Source organism: Pseudomonas sp. JQ36 (genome assembly GCF_053851495.1).
In genome coordinates this window covers 2,848,038-2,865,717 of sequence record NZ_CM132642.1, presented here as the reverse complement: position 1 = coordinate 2,865,717, position 17,680 = coordinate 2,848,038, and the positions used below count along the sequence as shown (strand labels likewise).

The window sequence follows — 17,680 nt, the reverse complement described above, 5'->3', positions numbered from 1 at the left end:
ACAAACCCGCTGGACTGGTGACAGGCAGCGGGTTTTTTCATGGCTGGCAATGGTGTTGTTCTGGCGGGCCTCTTCGCGAGCAAGCCCGCTCCCACATTGGATCTGTGGTGCACACAACTCCCCTGTGGGAGCGGGCTTGCTCGCGAAGAACGATAACGCGGTGTTACTGAAACTACGCTCCGCTCAAGCCCTTGAGCAGCAAATCGACATTCCCCTCCAGCTCCGCCACCGGATCTTCGGCATCGGTGCTCAACACCAGCAAATGACTCCCCGACTCGGCAATCGCCGCTTTCACCGCTTCCGACGGCTGACGATGATGCAGCACCAGCGCCACGTCGTTGTCCTTGAGCGTCGCCGTGAGTTGCTTCAGCTCTTGCACCGTCCACTCGCTATCAGGCCGAGGATCCTGACCGATCAGCTCCAGATTCAGGCTGCCGATCAGATAACCGAAGTGATCGCTGAGGCTCAGCACACTGAGGTTGTCAGCCTCGGCCAGGCGCGCTTCGCTGTCGGCGCTGAGCTTGAGCAGGCGCTGTTTCAGCGCCGCCAGATTGGCCTCGATCTTCGGTTTGGCCGACGGCGCCAGGCGCACCAGATCCGCGGCGATTACGTCAGCCATGCGCCCCATGTTGTTGCTCGCCAGCCATGGCTGACTGTTCAAGCCATCGACCTTCAGCCCCGGTTGTACGGCGATCCCTGGCAGGGCGCCGTCCACCGGGCGCGCCGCGTCGACCTCGACAATGCGAATGTTGCTGCGCCGTGCGATCGGGTACAGCGGATCATCCGCCCACAGCGAACGTATGCCGATCACCGCGTCGGCATCGGTTGCCAGTTTGCCCAGCGCCGGCGCACCGCGACCGGTGAAATACGCGGTCTGACGGCTGCCCGGCAGATTCGCCGGGGCCGCGCGCTCCAGGCTGACGTCGGTGCCTTTGAGCAGCACTTCGCCCAGGCCATAGGTGATGGGCAACGAGGCCAGTACGCGTAGCGGTTGAGGGTTTTCAGCCGCCAGCAACGGGCTGCCGACCACGCCGAACAGGACCATGGCCAGGGTCAGTTTTCGCAGTGAGAAAGTCATTTATCCAAGGTTCCCTTTCAGACTCGGGACAACCCCGCGCGCAATGGCGGCGAGGGCGAAGGCGATGCCGGCGACCAGAATGATCGCGGCGCCGGACGGGATCGGCAGATCGAAGACGATCGGCGCGAGAATCCCGCACAGCGTGCTGACGGTGGCAATCAGTACCGAACACCAGAAGAAACCCTTGAGCGACTGGCTGAGCAACCGCGCTGCCGCCGCCGGAATCACCAGCAATGCGCCGACCAGAATCGCGCCGATGACCTTTACCGCCGCGACGGTGATCAGCGTCACCAGAATCACGAACAGGTAATCCAGGGTCTTCACCGCCACGCCGCGCACCGCCGCCAGTTGCGGGTTGAAACTGGCCAGCATGATCCGGTTGTACAGCGGCAACGCCAGGGCCATGATCAGTGAACCGACGATCGCCAGCACCAGCAGGTCATTGCCATTGACGGTGAGCACCGAACCGAACAGCACGTTCTCCAGAATGTGCACGTTGATCTTGCCGGCCAGAATCAACAGCAGGCTCGCGCCGAGCGCCAGCGACACCGAGAGAAACACGCCGATCAGGGTGTCGGGCGCCAGGCCGGTGCGGTTGCGCAGGTAGTTGAGCAGGATGCCGAACAGCAGGCAGTAACCGAACAGGCTGCCGTATGGTCCGGTGTAGGGTTCGCCGAGCAGAATGCCGATGGCCACGCCGGTCAGTGCTGCGTGCCCGACCGCTTCGGAGAAAAACGCGAAGCGCTTGACCACCACCAGCGTGCCGAGGCCGCCGAGCACCGGGCCGATCAACAGGCCGGCGAGCAGCGCGTTGACCACAAAGCCGTAGGCCAGCGCTTCCGGCAGGTAACCGGACGACGCCCAGCCCTGAACCATCAGACGAAAGGCTTCGTAACTCATCAGACCGCGCTCCGTGGATGGGTGGAAAACAGACTCAGCAGCCGTTCCGGGGTCAGCGCCTGTTGCGGCGTGGCGTCGAACAGCACGCGGCGGTTGAGACCGGTGACCCGGTCGGCCAGACGCTTGACCGCTTCCAGATCGTGCTCGATCCACAGCACGGTGATGCCGGCGGCGCGCCAGTCGCCGAGCAGGCGTTCGAACACCTGGATCCCGGCTTCGTCGAGGGCTGACATCGGCTCATCCAGCACCAGCAATTGCGGGGCCGGGATCAGGCCTTGAGCAAGCAATACGCGCTGCCGTTCGCCACCGGATAACGCGCCCATGCGCCGCTTGCGTTTGTCCTGCATACCGACCCGTTCCAGCGCCTCGCCGATGGCCTTGGCGTAATGCTTGCTCAAACCGAGAAACGCCGGCCGACGCTGGCACATGGCGGCCATGAAATCGTCGACGGTCATCGGCAGGCCGCGATCGAACTCCAGCGCCTGCGGCACGTAGCCGATGGTGCCGGGCTCGGCGGGCCAGTGCAGGCTCAACTGGCCTTGATGCGGCATCTGGCCGAGCAGGGTCTTGATCAGCGAACTCTTGCCGCCGCCGTTGGGGCCGACCAGGGCGTGCACGTGGCCGGGTTGCACCTGGAAGGTGACGTTGTCGAGAATCGTGGTGCGCCCGAGGGTCAGGCTGACCTCCGCAAAATCCAGAGTCGGCCCATTTCCCCCTTGTGGGAGCGGGCTTGCTCGCGAATGCGGTGGTTCATTCAATAATGATGCTGACTGACCGGACGCCTTCGCGAGCAAGCCCGCTCCCACAGGGGATGGCGGGGTGTCAGAGAGGGTTTCTTTTGCTGTCATGCCCCGGACTCCTGAATCGCCCGCACCACGGTGTCGAGGTTGCCGGTCATTTCCTTTTCGTACTTGTCGGCGGTGTATTCGCCATAGGAAATGTGCGACAGCGGGTACAGCTTCACCCCGGACTCACGCTGGATGGTTTCGACGTAGGTCGAGGGGAAATCCATCTCCGAGAAAATCACCTTCACGTCGAGTTCGCGCAGTTGGTCGATGGTCTTTTTCAACTGGCTCGGGCTCGGTTCGATGCCGTGGGCCGGTTCGACCACGGCCGTCACTTCCAGGCCGAATTCGCGCAGCAGATAGTCATAAGCCGCATGCACCGTGGCCACGCGCAGTTCGGCGTTCGGTGCCTGGGTCAGTTTGGCCAGCGCATCGGCGCGCATCTGCCGCAGGCGTTTGCCGTAGGCGCGGGCGTTCTGGGTATAGGTCTTGGCGTTGTCCGGGTCGAGTTTGCCCAGCTCGCGGGCGATGTTGTTGACCTGGGCAATCGAAGCGCTGATCGACAGGAAGGTGTGCGGGTTGACCACTTTGCCGGCGCCGCGCGCGGCGGTGCCGGTTGCGGCCAGCAGCGGCACGTTTTCGTTGGCTTCGATGGTCTTGATGTTCGGCGTTTCGCTAGCGGCGATCATCCGGTCGGCGAAGTCGTCATGACCGACCCCGTTGAGCACGATCACATCCAGGCCGCTGATGCGCTTGATGTCTTCAGCACGTGGCTCGTAGGCGTGCGGGTTGAAACCGGCGGGAATCAGCGGCACTACCTCGGCCTTGTCGCCGACGATGTTCGCCACATAGCTGTAATACGGGTGCAGGGTGATGCCGATGCGCAGGCGTTTGCCCGGTTCGGCGCTGGCCAGCGGGCTCAGCAGGCACGCGCACAGGCCTAAAAGCAGGGTGCGCAGGAGGGGACGGCGAGTCAGTGAAATAAGCATGGGCAAGCGGTCTTCTCTCGGGTGAAGGCGAAGGTTCAGTGGCGATGCTCGCGGGTCACGCCGGCATCGAACTGCGCGACGATCTGTTTCCAGCCAGCAGCGGACAGCGCGGCGTCGGTCAGTTCGGCGGGCGTCCGCAGATCGGCGGCGCGGTTGAGCCAGATATCCGGTGCGGCAGTGGCGTCGGCGCTTAGCCGCATCACGAACGAACCGGCAACGGCGGGCGCCTGGCTGTGACCGAAATAGACCGTGTCCGCCAGCAATTGCCAGGCATGCCCGCCACGGCTGACCGAACTGGCGTCCTGGGCGAACGGGGCGAAACCTTCTTCAGCCAGGGTCTGTGGTGTCGGCAGGCTTTGCTGTTCTTCACGCAGCAAGCGAATTTCATCGAGGGTCACCCGCAGATCGGCATAGATGCCTTGCTCGGCAGCGCTGAGATCGCGCCGCGCATCGAACTGATGGCTGGCGACCGGTTCCGGTTCATGGGACACCCCACGCCATGCCACCACCGAGCCGGCGACCGCGAGGATCAGCAAGCACAACAGCAGAACATTGAGGGTTTCATGCCCGGCACCGGCCGGGCGGACGACTTGGGTGGTGGGCGTACTCATGGTGCCTCGATGTCGGCTTGGTCGATTTCCACAACGTGGCCGGGGCCGGCGTCGAACAGCACATAAAACTCGGCCGCCGGTTTCTTGAAGGTCAGACTTGAGTCGGCGCCGAGCTTACCCGGCAGCAGGATGGTTTCGTCGTAACCGATCACATCGAGGGTCACCCCCGGCGCGCCGCTGCCGTCGGAGAAGCCACCGGTGCATTTGATCTGCTCGGCATCGACGGCCTTGCATTCGCACATCGGGTTATGGGCCTGGGCGCCGGCGCTGAAACCTGCGCAGAGCATCAGCAACGCGGCGCGCAACCGCAGGCGGGAAGGGCGTTGAACGCGGTTCATGGTTTGGCTCCTTGTTGGTTCAGCCAGGCGAGGGTCGCGGGGGAGGCCTGGCTCAGGGGAATTGAGGCCTGATGCATGCTGCCGTCCCAGCCTTCCATGGTGATCCACAGTTCGGCATCGGCTTTGGTCTTTTCCGCCACCGGCAATTGCGCGCCCATGCGATACGGGGTGCCGAAGAAAATCACCCCGGCGGCGCGCAGGCTGCGCGGTTTGCCGATGCGCAGGTAGGTGGCCTTGACCTGTTCGACACAGGCGTCGCACAGCGCGGCATTGAAGTCCTTCATGTAGCCGGCGGGGCCACTCAGGCGCGGCGCTTCGTTGCGCAGTTCGGCCAGGCGCAGGCTCCACGGGCCGACCTGGATTTCGCCGACCTCATGCTCACCGAGGCCGACGTCACCGCGAAACAGCGCGGCGTCGGCGAAGTACTTGGGCATGAACCCCAGCGGAATCAGCAGCAACAGTGCGTTCAGATGAAAACGCCATTTGTGCCAGAAGCGGCGCAGGGCGGACGGTTGGGCAGTGCGGTTGGACGGGCTCACAGGCTGACCTCCGCCGGTTCACGGCTGACGCGGGGGCTGCGGGCCTTTTTATTCTCGCGCTTGAGGGCGTTGGCGGTGGCCAGCGCGGTGCGCTTGGTCCAGATCAACAGGCCGCTGAGCACCATCATGCTCAGCAGCAGGCCGAAGAAGAACCAGATCAGTTTGATCCACAGACCGCCGAAATCACCGGTGTGCAGTGGGCGCATCGACTCGGTGACAAACTCCAGCGAGGAACGGTCGGTCAGCAGTCGCGTGGCGGCCATGTCGCCGTTGTACGGGTTGAGCGTGGCGGTCTGGAACATCAGTGGATACCAGCCGCGCCCGCCAACGCTCAAGTGGCTGTAGGCATTGCCCGGCAGGCTGACGAAGCTGACTTCCAGCCCGGGGATGTGCTGTTCGGCGATCTGCACCGCGCGATCGAGGCTGATCCGTGGGGGAGGACTCGCGTCGCTCGACATCGGTACGCTTTCCCGGGACATGGCAGGAATGATCGGTTCGCTGCTGATCGATACCTGGTTGTCGGCCAGAATGGCCTGGATCAGAAACCAGGTGCCGGTGATCGAGATCACCGCGATGAACCAGATCGACCAGATGCCGCTCAGTCGATGGAAGTCGCCCCAGAAGATCCGCGCGCCGTGGCGAAAACGCAGGGTGGGCTTGAAGAAGCCTTTCCAGAAGCGCTTGTACACCACCAGCCCGGTCACCAGCGAAGCGAGCATTGGCAGGCCGAGGAACGACACCAGGTACCAGCCCCAGCTGAAACCGTTGGTGAACGGCACCAGCCACCAGCCGTGCAGGGCGCGGGTGAACGCCTTGAAGTTGAAGTCCGGCGCCGGGCCCTGGATCACCCCGGTGTACGGGTTGACGTAGACCGTCTGCGAGCGACCGTCGGGGTAGCTGACTTCGACATCGAGGGCGAAGTGCGACTCGTCGGGACGGCTGATGCTTTCCACCAGCGTCTGCGGTTCGGCCTGTTTGATCGCGGCCAGCACCTGATCGTAACTGAGCCGCGGCGCGTCGTCCGATGGCTGGCTGGCGCGCATCTGCGGGTTGGCCAGCCAGACGATTTCCTGGCTGACCACCGCCAGCGTGCCGGTGACACACACGATCAGGACAAAAAACCAGATCGGCAGCGCGAGCCAGCTATGCACCAGGAACCACAGTTTGGAACGGGATTTCTTCGACATGATTGCGCGTCTTGATTTCGATGAAAGGCCACGTGGCTACGGGCTTCGCAGCGCGGGTGTCCGTGAAAGGCGCGGTCGTGGCTGTTGCCTGTGCGAACGGCCTGCATCTATATAGGACGGATGAGCCGGGCAAATCCCGAAAGACGATATGAAAGCAAATGTTTCGCAATTCCCCCAGTCAGCGAGCGTGCTCGCGAATGCGGTAGATCATTCAACATTGATGTCGACTGACACGACGCCTTCGCGAGCAAGCCCGCTCCCACAGGCATCTCTGGTGTTTATACGATTTGTGTCACACAGAAAAACACTGTGGGAGCGGGCTTGCCCGCGAAGAGGCCAGCCCAGCCCCTGAAGATCTCAACCTTGGCTGAACATCTCCATCGCCCGCTGCTTGATCTGCTCTTCCGTCAGATCCTCCTTGCGCGTCGCCAGAAACCACAGGTGACCATAGGGATCCTTCAGCGTCCCGCTGCGATCACCATAAAATTGATCCTTGACCTCCGACACCGCACTCGCCCCGGCATCCAGCGCCCGCTGAAAAGACTTGTCGACATCGGTGACATACAGATGCAGACCGACCGACACTGCGTTGTCCGGATCGCTCAACGGCCCTTGATCGCACGGTGTGCCGAGCATGATCGCGCTGTCGCCAATGCGCAGTTCGGCGTGGCCGACGCGCCCGTCGGGCATGTCCAGGCGCATGACCTGGGTCGCGCCGAAGGCTTTCTTGTAGAACTCGATGGCTTCGGCAGCCTTTAGGATGCCGAGGTACGGGGTAATGCTGTGATACCCCTCGGGAATGGGTTTGACGCTCATGACGTTCTCCCTGTTCTTTGTTTTCGGGGTGTGGCTCCACCGGATTTGTGGAAGATTCACTATAGAACTGTCTGCGCGGACAGCATTTTTCCCCGACGAGCAGTCAGCCGAGGAAATGCGCCCCCGGTCCCTGATCACCGAGCACATCGCCCTGGTTGCGCAACGGGCAGGCCTCCATCGACAGACACCCGCAACCGATGCAACCGGTGAGCCGGTCGCGCAACAGCGTCAATTGGTTGATTCTCTCATCCAGCTCACGCCGCCATTGCTCGGACAGGACTTTCCAGTCCGCCGCTGTCGGAGCGCGATCATCCGGGAGCATTTTTAGCGCTTCGCCAATCTCCGCCAGCGGAATGCCCAGGCGTTGCGCGACCTTGATAAGCGCCACCCGGCGCAAGACCGCCCGTGGGTAACGGCGCTGATTGCCGGCATTGCGCTGGCTGCTGATCAGGCCTTTCGATTCATAGAAGTGCAGGGCAGTCACCGCCACACCGCTGCGCGCGGCGACTTCGCCGACGGTGAGCTGTTTGTGCAGGTTTTCCTGGGTGATCATTTTGCAAAAGGACTCTTGACCTTGACTTAACTAGAGGTTTTACCCTGCAGGCCTTCGAGTCGCAAGACTCGGCTTACGATGAGTGGGGACTTCTCATGCAAACCTCAGCGAAAAATCGCAGTTTTACCCAATTGATCGAATTCGAGATCGAGCCGCGCCAGCAACCGGCATTGGTCTGTGCGCTGGCGCAGCAGAGCGAACATCTGGCGCAGCGCTACGCAGGCTTTGTCAGCGCCAGCGTTCAGGTCAGCGACGACGGTCGGCGGGTGCTGAGCCTGCTGCAGTGGCAGAGCCGCGAGGCCGGGGAGGCGGCGTTCTGTCGCTATGAAAGCGGCGAGCAGGATTTCTGGCAGCTGATCCGCGCCCACCAGGCGAGAACCGTGACCTTCAATTCATTCCAGGTGTTGAGCAGCATCGCCCGCAGTCATGACGATGCGCTGCATTGCAACCTGGTCGGCTAGATCGACAACTGGATCAGGCGCTCGCCGTGCAGGTTCTCCGTCAGTCGCCGCTTGTTCACCGCCAGTTCGCCGATCTTGATCAGCCGCGTGCGCGTGACGTTGCGGCTCAGACCGAGCAGCGCGGCGGTGTGCACCTGGTTGTAATGGCAGAAGCGATAGGCGGCGCGCAGCAGGGCGTCTTCGACCTTTTCGTGGAGGGCGCCGGCCTGTTGTTCGAAGAGTTTTTGAAAGGCCCGCTCCAGCAACGCCTCCGGTGAATCGTCGGCGCTCGACTGCTGATCGTCCGGGCGCTCGATGCGCAGGTTCGACAGGCGCAGATCGTCGCGCTCGATCACACCGTTGCGGCAGATCAACAGGGTGTGATGGATGACGTTTTCCAGTTCGCGGATGTTCCCCGGCCAACTGTAGCTGCGCAGTTTCTGTTCGGCCCCGGGGCTGATGCTGACCCGTCCGTAACCGAGGCGCTGGCTGTAGGCCTCGATGAAATGCCGGGTCAGCGGCAGGATATCGCCGGGCCGTTCGCGCAGCGGGCTGAGTTCCAGATTGACCACGTTCAAACGGTAGAACAGGTCTTCGCGGAAGTTGCCGGCATTGATCGCTTTCTCCAGTTGCACGTTGGTCGCGGCCAGCACGCGCACATCGATCGGAATACTCTTGCGCGAGCCGAGGCGCACCACTTCGCGTTCCTGCAACACGCGCAGCAACTTGACCTGAATCGCCATTGGCAAATCGCCGATTTCGTCAAGGAACAAGGTGCCGCCGTCCGCCTCTTCGAACCAGCCGGCCTTGGCGCTGAGCGCGCCGGTGAAGGCGCCTTTTTCATGGCCGAACAGCTCGGCTTCCACCAGCGATTCGGAGAACGCACCGCAGTTGACCGCAACAAACGGCCGATGCCGGCGGTGGCTCAGATTGTGGATGTGCCGCGCCACCAGTTCCTTGCCGGTGCCGGTCTCGCCGATGATCAGCACGCTGGCTTCGCTCGGCGCGACCTGTTGTAGATGGGCGAGCAGGGCCTGGGACTTGGGGTCTTCGAAGACCTGCGCGGTGGCGCGGATCGACGTCGCCAGAGCGGGTGAGGGCGGTAGGGTCAGCAATTGCATGGGGCTCGCTCCATTAAAGGCAAGATCAGGAATAGAACGTCGGCACCGGCAGCGCCTGGTTCAGCGCCCAGTCGCCCAGCTCGTGGAGTTTGTAATCGAGCGGGTCGTGCAGGGTCTGCGTGCGCAGGTTGCGCCAGTGCCGGTCGAGGCGCAGCGAGGCGTGGGTCGAGCGCGCGCCAGTGACTTCGAACAAGCGGCTGCAAATGTCCAGCCCCTGACGACTGGCGGCGACCTTGGCGGTGGCAATCGCCGTGGCCAGATGTCCACGTTCTTCTGCCGTCAGGTTCGGGCCTTGGACCCAGGCGTCGTCGAGCAGCGCGGCAGCCCGTTCGACCAGCAGGCGGATGCCTTCCAGCGCGACCCAGAACTCGCCGTAATGCGCGAGCACGTACGGGTCTTCACGCACAGTGCGGGCGGCGGATTTGTGCCAGAGCCGGGTTTCGCTCAGCGTGTACTGGCGCGCTTCCTCAAACGCACCTTCGGCGATGCCGAGGAACATGTGAGTGAAGGTCAGTTGCGCGATCAGCGGACGCAGGCAAGCGAACGGTGTGCTCAACGGGCCGGGATCGAGCAGCAGCTCGGATTCTTCGACCCGCACCCGTTCGAACGTAGCGCTGCCGCTGTCGGTCTGGCGCTGGCCGATGTTGTTCCAGTCATCGTGCAGGGTGATGCCGCTGCGACCGCTGGGAATCGCCGCGATCAGCAACTTGCCGCCGGCACTTTCGTCGACGGCCGAAGCGATCAGCATCTGCGAATCGCTGGCGCCGGAGCAGAAGCTTTTCTTCCCGGAAAACTCGCGCCAGCCGCCGAAGTCCTTGACCACGGTGCGGGTGTCGAGCGGGTTGAGGGCGTTGCCCCAGAACCAGTTCTGCCGCGCGGTCTGTTCGAACCACGGCTGCCATTGTTCCGGCCGCGAGAACAGGCGCACGGTGGCGAGCATCAGGTGATGAAAGCCGAAGACGTGGGCGATGGAACTGTCGACCTTGGCGAACTCGCGCACGACTTGCAGGGTTTCGCTCCATGTTGCGCCGAGGCCGCCGTAACGGGTGGGAATGCTCAGGGCCAGCAGGCCGCTGTCGCGCAGGGCATCGCGTTCGGCCTTCGGCGTGCCGCCGCGCTCGTCACGCTCGACGGCGGTGAGAGCGAATTCGGCGGCCAGTTGGCGCGCGGTCTGCAGCGGGGAGAGCAGGGTGCTTTGTGGTTTGGCGGTCACGCGGTGTTCCTCATCAAATCGACGCGATTCTCTGTAGGAGTGAGCCTGCTCGCGATGTGGTCAGCACAGTCGTCATCACCGTCGGAGACACACCGCTTTCGCGAGCAGGCTCACTCCTACAGGGGGCGTTTTAGGCCTTGGCTTGGGTGGGCAACACATCGTTGGCAATCATTTCGCCAAACGGCCCGGTGAGGTTGGTCACGCCGCGTCCGGCCAGGCTCGCGTACGGCTCGGGCAGCAGCGGGAACACCAGTTCGGCAAAGCGATAAGCCTCTTCCAGATGCGGATAACCGGAAAAAATGAAGCTCTCGATGCCGAGGTCGGCGTACTCCTTGATCCGCGCGGCCACTTGCTGCGGATCGCCCACCAGCGCGGTACCGGCACCGCCGCGTACCAGACCGACGCCGGCCCACAGGTTGGGAGCGATTTCCAGGTTGTCGCGACGCCCGTCGTGCAACGCCGCCATGCGCCGCTGGCCTTCGGAGTCGAAGCGCGAGAAGGATTTCTGCGCGGCTTCGATGGTCTCGTCGCTGATGTGCTCGATCAGTTTGTCCGCAGCCTTCCACGCCTCTTCGGCGCTCTCGCGAACGATCACATGCAGGCGAATTCCAAACTTCACCTTGCGTCCATGGCGTGCGGCACGTTCACGTACATCGGCGAGTTTTTCGGCAACGGCGGCGGGCGGTTCGCCCCAGGTCAGGTACACGTCGACTTGCTCGGCAGCGAGGTCATGCGCCGCGTCGGACGAGCCACCGAAATACAACGGCGGATACGGTTTCTGCACCGGCGGATACAAGGCTTTGGCGTTCTGCACTTTCAGGTGCTTGCCCTCGAAATCCACCGATTCGCCTTGCAACACCCGGCGCCAGATCTTGAGGAATTCGTCGGTGACTTCGTAGCGTTCGCTGTGGCTCAGGAAGCTGCCGTCGCCACGGTTTTCGTCGGGGTCGCCGCCGGTCACCACGTTGATCAGCAGACGGCCGTTGGACAGTCGATCAAGCGTCGCCGCCATGCGCGCCGAAACGGTGGGCGAAATGATCCCCGGACGGATCGCTACCAGATAACGCAGGCGTTCGGTCAGCGGCACCAGCGCCGAAGCGATCACCCACGAGTCTTCGCAGGAGCGCCCGGTAGGAATCAGCACGCCGTGATAGCCGAGGCTGTCGGCGGCTTGCGCCACTTGTTTCAGGTAATTCAGGGTGACCGGGCGCGAGCCCTGGGTGGTGCCCAAGTAATGGCCGTCACCGTGGGTCGGCAGGAACCAGAAAACATCCATGCACAGCTCCTTAAGCGATTTTCAGCAACGGTTTGATTTGTGTGCCGAACAGTGGCGCGGCGCGTTCGGCGGCCAGACGGATCCGCGCTTTCAGCGGTTCGCTGGTGATCTGGTAGTCGGCGAAATCGGCTTCGGTGGCGTACACCCCGATCGGCAGGGTCACGGCCTGGAAGAAACTGAATAGCGGCCGCAACTGGTGATCGAGCACCAGCGCATGGCGCTCACTGCCACCGGTGGCGGCGAGCAGCACCGGGGTGTCGATCAGCGCGTTGAGGTCGATCAGGTCGAACAGATGCTTGAGCAGGCCCGGGTAGGAACCGCGATACACCGGCGCGGCGACGATCAGCAGATCCGCCTGTTCGATGGCTTGCAGTTCGGCCTCGACCACGGCGCTCAGCTCCTGACGCGACAGCGCGGCGCCGAGCGGACGGGCGATGTCACCGAGTTCGATCAGATGACTCTCGACCGGCAAGTGCCCGGCCAGCTCGGCCAACAGCGCTTGGGTCAGCACCAGCGTGCGCGATGGACGCCAGGTGCCACCGGAGAGGGCGACGACTTTCAGGGGACGCGACATGATGAGTTCCTTTTTATCAACAGTTGCTCAGCGAGCAGTGAGTAAGTGCCAAGGCTTGAGCAAGTGCTGTACCAATTCCTGAGAGGCCCGGTTTACTTGGGCTTGAGCGTTCTGGCGTGAGTCGGTTGTGCAGATATCAGGCGGGTTTGTTGATCTGCTGTTGCCTGGGCAACAGTTGCTGGAGCAACAGTTGTTCGCCGTGTGCAGGGATTTATAGCGGCTGCTGGTTATTCCGTAAAAGAACGTTAATAGATATTTATAGATCGTTAGGAGATATAGCGCGGATCAAGCTGAAATCCTGATAGCCACTATTGAGAGCGTTGATTTTTGCCCGGGCGGGCGCGGGCGTAGCCTTTGTCCATCGACTACTACTGCTCGCCAGGACGCTCCCCATGAATCGTTTACTGACTGTTTCGCTGCTGCTCGCTGTCTCCGTACTCGCCGGTTGCGCGACCCACGTTTCCCCCGAACAACGGCCGTACACCGCTGAAGAATCCCGCGAGTTGGCGATGGAGGCGCTGAACCGCAGCGGCTTGTCTTTCGACGAATATCACGCGAAGAAAGCCGCACTGCTGGGCGAGTCGCCATTCGACAAGAAAGCTGAAATGAGCGCCGGTCGAGCCATACAGCTACACGGTCGTCCAAGTTAATCGAAAACTGTACTGCTCGAATTTTCGCGTAACTGTCCGTGGGTTTGCGCGCTGCCGTGCGATAGGGTCAACACCTGAATGACCCTGACGGATTGCCCCATGACCCTCTCGCTTGATCTGCTGTTGGGCTTTGCCCTGTTTGCCCTTGTCACCTCGATTACACCGGGGCCGAACAACACCATGTTGCTGGCGTCGGGCGTGAACTTCGGCTTCAACCGCACCATTCCTCATATGCTCGGCATCACCTGCGGCTTCTTCGTTTTGGTGGTCGCGGTGGGCTTTGGCCTGGGCGCTGTGTTCCAGACTTACCCGATTCTCTACACGGTACTGCGCTATGTCGGCGCCGCGTATCTGTTGTATCTGGCGTGGAAAATTGCTCATTCGGGCCCGGTGGGTGATGGCGTGGATGGCGAGGCCAAACCGATCAGCTATCTGGGTGCCGCCGCGTTTCAGTGGGTCAATCCCAAGGCCTGGATCATGGCCATCGGCGCGATCAGTACTTACACGCCGATGCAGGGTTACTTCACCAACGTGGTGGTGATCGCCGCGGTGTTCGCCATCATCAACCTGCCCAGCGTCGGTGTCTGGGCTGCGTGCGGCACGTTGTTGCGCAACGTGCTGAAGGATCCGCGCTGGTTGCGCGTGTTCAACTGGGGCATGGCGGCGCTGTTGGTGATTTCGCTGTACCCGTTACTTCTCGAAAGCTTTCACTGACGCATTGCTTCAACCGCCGGCCCGATGCCTGTTAAGCTCGGCTTCAGGAGCGTTCCTACGCACTTTTAAATGAAGTTGTTCTTCTTTAACGGCATCCGATCAGGTATTGATGACGGTCTCGAACCCAGGCGCAGCTCACAAGGCTGCGCTGTGCCGTTTGCAGACACGAGCCTCCTGATCCCGGAACACGCTCTGCGAGTCTTTTATGAATAAACGTCCGTTGTATTTCGATTACGCCGCCACCACCCCGGTGGACGAGCGGGTCATCCAGGTGATGATCGATTGTCTGGGGTTTCACGGTAACTTCGGCAACCCGGCGTCCAGCTCCCATGCCTTCGGCCAGCAGGCCCGGCACACGGTCGAGCAGGCCCGTCGGCAAGTCGCCGAACTGGTCGGCGCCGAGGCCACGCAGATCGTCTGGACTTCCGGCGCCACCGAGTCCAACAACCTCGCCCTCAAGGGCGTGGCCCAGGCGCGCGGCGTTGCCGGCGGCCACATCATTACCAGTCAGATCGAACACAAAGCCATTCTCGATACTGCCCGGCAATTGCAGGATGCCGGCGTCGCGGTGACCTATCTGGTGCCGGACGCCGAAGGCCTGATCACCCCGCAGGCGGTCAGCGAAGCAATGCGCGACGACACCTTTCTGGTATCGCTGATGCTGGTCAACAACGAGCTCGGCACCCTCAATGACATCCCGGCCATCGGTGAAGTCGTGCGTGGCCGTGGCGCGTTGTTCCATGTCGATGCCGCGCAGGGCGCCGGCAAAGTGGCGATCGATCTGCAGCAGTGGCCGGTGGACCTGATGTCGTTTTCGGCGCACAAGCTCTACGGCCCCAAGGGGATCGGCGCGTTGTATGTCGGCCCACGGGCGCAGCAGCGTTTGCAGGCGCAGATTCATGGCGGCGGCCACGAAGGCGGGCTGCGCTCCGGGACCCTGGCGACGCATCAGATCGCCGGCATGGGCGCGGCATTCGCTTTGGCGGCAGCGGAATTCGATGCCGAGAAAAAGTCCATCGTGGCGCTGCGTGAACGGCTGCTCGAACAGTTGCTGAGTCTGCCGGGCGTACGCCTCAACGGCAGCGCCAGCCAGCGCATCGCGCACACGTTGAGCCTGACCTTCAGCGAAGGTGAATTCAACAGTGCGGCCTTGAGCCAGTCGATCGCCTTTTCCGCGACCTCGGCCTGTAACTCGGCGAGCAACACGCCTTCTCACGTGCTGCTGGCGCTGGGGCACGACGCCCGGCTGGCCGGGCGCACCATTCGCCTGAGCCTCGGCCGTTTCACCACCGCCGCCGATGTCGATCAGGCGGCAGAACTGATCAAAGGCGCCTGCGCCAGTGCCCCGGCATTCTGGGCGACAGGGCTTTAACCAGCCGGTTTCACGGCTACGAACAATAACGATGAAGTGATTGGCAGGAGACATGATGAGTACCCAGACTTTGACCGAAGGAACGGTTCCCCAGCGCCTGGCGCAAACCCGTGAACTGATGCGCCGCGAAGGCATTCATGCGTTGCTGGTGCCATCGGCCGACCCGCATCTGTCGGAATACCTGCCGGGTTATTGGCAAGGGCGGCAATGGCTGTCGGGTTTTCATGGGTCGGTCGGCACTTTGATCGTGACTGCTGATTTCGCCGGAGTCTGGGCCGACAGTCGTTACTGGGAACAGGCGACCAAGGAGCTCAAGGGCAGCGGCATCGAGCTGGTCAAGCTGCAACCGGGTCAGCCGAGCCCGCTGGACTGGCTGGCAGAGCAGACACCCGAAGGTGGCGTGGTGGCGGTCGACGGTGCGGTGATGGCCGTGGCTTCGGCGCGTACCCTGAGTAGCAAGCTTGAAGCGCGTGGCGCGCGTCTGCGCACCGACATCGACCTGTTGAATGAAGTCTGGGCCGATCGCCCGAGCCTGCCGAATGCGCCGATCTATCAACATCTGCCACCGCAAGCGACGGTCAGTCGTGGCGAGAAGCTCGCCAAACTGCGTGAGACCCTGCAGGAGCGAGGCGCCGATTGGCACTTCATCGCCACCCTTGATGACATCGCCTGGCTGTTCAACCTGCGCGGCGGCGACGTGTCGTTCAACCCGGTGTTTGTTTCTTTTGCGTTGATCAATCAACAGCAGGCCACGCTGTTTGTGGCCTTGAGCAAAGTCGATGCCGAGCTGCGTGCAGTGCTGGAACAGGACGGCGTGACTCTGCGCGATTACCGCGAGGTCGCCGACGCCTTGCGCGCTGTACCAGGCGGCGCCAGCCTGCTGGTGGATCCGGCGCGGGTGACCAGCGGTTTGCTGGATAACCTCGACAGCGCGGTGAAACTGGTCGAAGGCCTGAACCCGACTACCCTCGCCAAATCGCAGAAGAGCGAAGCTGATGCGCAACACATCCGCAAGGCCATGGAGCAGGATGGCGCGGCGTTGTGCGAATTCTTCGCCTGGCTGGAATCGGCCTGGGGCCGTGAACGCATCACCGAACTGACCATCGACGAAAAACTCACCGCTGCCCGTGAGCGTCGTCCGGATTACGTGTCGTTGAGCTTCAACACGATTGCCGCGTTTAACGCTAATGGCGCGATGCCGCACTATCACGCCACCGAAGAAGAACACGCGGTGATCGAGGGCGACGGCTTGCTGCTGATCGACTCGGGCGGCCAGTACCTGGGCGGCACCACCGACATCACTCGAATGGTGCCGGTCGGTACGCCGACGGCTGAGCAGAAGCGTGACTGCACGCGTGTGCTTAAAGGCGTGATTGCCCTGTCGCGGGCGCAGTTCCCGAAAGGCATTCTCTCGCCGTTGCTCGATGCCATCGCCCGCGCACCGATCTGGGCGGAAAGCGTGGATTACGGTCACGGCACCGGTCATGGCGTCGGCTATTTCCTCAACGTGCATGAAGGCCCACAGGTGATCGCCTATCAGGCAGCACCGGCACCGCAAACGGCGATGCAAGCGGGGATGATCACCTCGATCGAACCGGGCACCTATCGTCCGGGTCGTTGGGGCGTGCGCATCGAGAACCTGGCGATGAACCGCGAGGCGGGAAGCAGCGAGTTCGGTGAGTTCCTCAAGTTTGAAACCTTGACCCTGTGCCCGATCGACACGCGCTGCTTGGAGCCGTCCTTGCTGACGCAGGAAGAGAAGCAGTGGTTCAACGCCTATCACGCCGAAGTGCGTGAGCGTCTGAGTCCGTTGCTGGAGGGGGCCGCGCTGGAGTGGCTGAACACGCGCACAGCAGCGATCTGAATGGCTGAAACCCGGGCGCTGCTGGCAGCGCCTGGGTTCTGTGGTTTTTCTAAGCCTGACGCAGGGCTTCTTCGACGAAGTCGAGGCGATCCTGGCCGAAGAACAACTGATTGCCGATAAACATGCTCGGCGCGCCAAATACACCGCGTTTAATGGCTGTCTCGGTGTTGTCCTTCAGGGCTGCCTTGACTGTCTCGTCGTTGGTCAGGGCCAGGACTTCATTGGGATCGAAGCCCTGTTCGCTCAAAACCGCAGCGACAGTCGCCGGCTCATCGAGCGGGCGTCCCTCCACCCACAATGCCTTGAACAGACAGTCGATAAACGTCTGAAAGCGTTCCGGTTGGCGCAGTTGTATGCCAGTGACGGCACGCATCAGCATCAACGTGTTGATCGGAAAGTGCGGATTGAATTTCAACGGTACGCCATAACGTTTGGCGTAGCGATCCAGATCCTGAAACATGTAGCGGCCCTTCGCCGGAATCATCGCCGGTGATGCGTTGCCGGTCGCTTTGAACACGCCGCCCAGCAGCATCGGGATGTAGATCAGTTGGCTGCCGGTGTCGGCACAGATTTTCGGCAACTGGGTATAGGCCAGATAGGTGGCAGGGCTGCCGAGATCGAAATAGAACTCTACGGTTTTCGTCATCTTCGCTGCTCTCT

General features: G+C 62.3%; 20 protein-coding genes. 5 read left to right on the top strand and 15 right to left on the bottom strand.

Going from position 1 to position 17,680, the window contains the following annotated elements; all coding sequences use genetic code 11:
* Positions 1-172: 172 nt before the first annotated feature.
* The 10 genes from ACS4NR_RS12800 to soxR form a co-directional block, all read right to left on the bottom strand.
* Entirely contained in the window at positions 173-1,078 is a 906-nt protein-coding gene (locus ACS4NR_RS12800) for a metal ABC transporter substrate-binding protein (protein ID WP_456020289.1), read from the bottom strand.
* Positions 1,079-1,978: a metal ABC transporter permease gene (locus tag ACS4NR_RS12795; RefSeq protein ID WP_456020288.1), complete on the bottom strand. Its 900-nt coding sequence runs from the start codon at positions 1,976-1,978 to the stop codon at positions 1,079-1,081.
* Complete coding sequence (locus tag ACS4NR_RS12790; protein WP_456020287.1) at positions 1,978-2,826, bottom strand: metal ABC transporter ATP-binding protein; 849 nt, start codon at positions 2,824-2,826, stop codon at positions 1,978-1,980. Before ACS4NR_RS12790 ends, ACS4NR_RS12795 begins: the two co-directional genes overlap by 1 nt.
* The gene (locus ACS4NR_RS12785; protein ID WP_456020286.1) at positions 2,823-3,752 is read right to left on the bottom strand and encodes a metal ABC transporter substrate-binding protein; all 930 of its coding nucleotides are present in this window, start codon (positions 3,750-3,752) and stop codon (positions 2,823-2,825) included. Before ACS4NR_RS12785 ends, ACS4NR_RS12790 begins: the two co-directional genes overlap by 4 nt.
* 35 nt (positions 3,753-3,787) lie before the next feature.
* Positions 3,788-4,363: a DUF6162 family protein gene (locus tag ACS4NR_RS12780; protein ID WP_456020285.1), complete on the bottom strand. Its 576-nt coding sequence runs from the start codon at positions 4,361-4,363 to the stop codon at positions 3,788-3,790.
* Positions 4,360-4,701, bottom strand: a complete 342-nt coding sequence (locus ACS4NR_RS12775; RefSeq protein WP_456020284.1) for a hypothetical protein — start codon at positions 4,699-4,701, stop codon at positions 4,360-4,362. Before ACS4NR_RS12775 ends, ACS4NR_RS12780 begins: the two co-directional genes overlap by 4 nt.
* The gene (locus ACS4NR_RS12770) at positions 4,698-5,240 is read right to left on the bottom strand and encodes a hypothetical protein (RefSeq protein ID WP_027613388.1); all 543 of its coding nucleotides are present in this window, start codon (positions 5,238-5,240) and stop codon (positions 4,698-4,700) included. Before ACS4NR_RS12770 ends, ACS4NR_RS12775 begins: the two co-directional genes overlap by 4 nt.
* A complete protein-coding gene (locus ACS4NR_RS12765) occupies positions 5,237-6,427 on the bottom strand; it encodes a PepSY-associated TM helix domain-containing protein (RefSeq protein ID WP_095137358.1) in 1,191 nt (396 codons plus the stop codon). The genes ACS4NR_RS12770 and ACS4NR_RS12765 overlap by 4 nt, the downstream gene beginning before the upstream one ends.
* 357 nt (positions 6,428-6,784) lie before the next feature.
* Positions 6,785-7,243, bottom strand: a complete 459-nt coding sequence (locus ACS4NR_RS12760; protein ID WP_095137362.1) for a VOC family protein — start codon at positions 7,241-7,243, stop codon at positions 6,785-6,787.
* A 103-nt stretch (positions 7,244-7,346) separates the two neighbouring features.
* The gene (soxR, locus tag ACS4NR_RS12755) at positions 7,347-7,796 is read right to left on the bottom strand and encodes a redox-sensitive transcriptional activator SoxR (RefSeq protein ID WP_443536332.1); all 450 of its coding nucleotides are present in this window, start codon (positions 7,794-7,796) and stop codon (positions 7,347-7,349) included.
* Positions 7,797-7,891: 95 nt separating this feature from the next.
* On the opposite strand from soxR, the gene ACS4NR_RS12750 reads away from it, so the two are divergent.
* Complete coding sequence (locus tag ACS4NR_RS12750) at positions 7,892-8,257, top strand: antibiotic biosynthesis monooxygenase (protein ID WP_456020283.1); 366 nt, start codon at positions 7,892-7,894, stop codon at positions 8,255-8,257.
* Here ACS4NR_RS12750 and ACS4NR_RS12745 read toward each other — a convergent pair.
* The 4 genes from ACS4NR_RS12745 to msuE all read right to left on the bottom strand — a co-directional run bounded on the left by ACS4NR_RS12745 (position 8,254) and on the right by msuE (position 12,420).
* On the bottom strand, positions 8,254-9,357 hold the full coding sequence (locus tag ACS4NR_RS12745; RefSeq protein WP_115983952.1) for a sigma-54-dependent transcriptional regulator: 1,104 nt from the start codon (positions 9,355-9,357) through the stop codon (positions 8,254-8,256). The two genes, ACS4NR_RS12750 and ACS4NR_RS12745, sit on opposite strands and share 4 nt — an antisense overlap.
* Positions 9,358-9,382: 25 nt before the next feature.
* The gene (locus tag ACS4NR_RS12740) at positions 9,383-10,570 is read right to left on the bottom strand and encodes an acyl-CoA dehydrogenase family protein (RefSeq protein WP_456020282.1); all 1,188 of its coding nucleotides are present in this window, start codon (positions 10,568-10,570) and stop codon (positions 9,383-9,385) included.
* Positions 10,571-10,700: 130 nt separating this feature from the next.
* Positions 10,701-11,846, bottom strand: coding sequence for an FMNH2-dependent alkanesulfonate monooxygenase (gene ssuD, locus ACS4NR_RS12735; RefSeq protein WP_456020281.1), 1,146 nt, complete (start codon positions 11,844-11,846; stop codon positions 10,701-10,703).
* Positions 11,847-11,856: 10 nt separating this feature from the next.
* Positions 11,857-12,420, bottom strand: coding sequence for an FMN reductase (msuE, locus tag ACS4NR_RS12730; RefSeq protein WP_443536324.1), 564 nt, complete (start codon positions 12,418-12,420; stop codon positions 11,857-11,859).
* 392 nt (positions 12,421-12,812) lie between these two features.
* Between msuE and ACS4NR_RS12725 the strand changes: the two genes are divergently transcribed.
* From ACS4NR_RS12725 to ACS4NR_RS12710, 4 genes are all read left to right on the top strand, one after another.
* Positions 12,813-13,070 carry a hypothetical protein gene (locus ACS4NR_RS12725; RefSeq protein ID WP_095137369.1) on the top strand — a complete coding sequence of 86 codons (258 nt, stop codon included), beginning with the start codon at positions 12,813-12,815 and terminating at the stop codon, positions 13,068-13,070.
* Between the two features lie 99 nt (positions 13,071-13,169).
* Complete coding sequence (locus ACS4NR_RS12720) at positions 13,170-13,784, top strand: LysE family translocator (protein WP_095137370.1); 615 nt, start codon at positions 13,170-13,172, stop codon at positions 13,782-13,784.
* Positions 13,785-13,989: 205 nt separating this feature from the next.
* A complete protein-coding gene (locus ACS4NR_RS12715) occupies positions 13,990-15,156 on the top strand; it encodes an aminotransferase class V-fold PLP-dependent enzyme (protein ID WP_166497953.1) in 1,167 nt (388 codons plus the stop codon).
* Between the two features lie 55 nt (positions 15,157-15,211).
* Positions 15,212-17,020, top strand: coding sequence for an aminopeptidase P family protein (locus ACS4NR_RS12710; protein ID WP_456020280.1), 1,809 nt, complete (start codon positions 15,212-15,214; stop codon positions 17,018-17,020).
* 49 nt (positions 17,021-17,069) lie between these two features.
* On the opposite strand, the gene ACS4NR_RS12705 is transcribed toward ACS4NR_RS12710, so the two are convergent.
* A complete protein-coding gene (locus ACS4NR_RS12705) occupies positions 17,070-17,666 on the bottom strand; it encodes a 2-hydroxychromene-2-carboxylate isomerase (protein WP_443536320.1) in 597 nt (198 codons plus the stop codon).
* Positions 17,667-17,680: the final 14 nt, after the last annotated feature.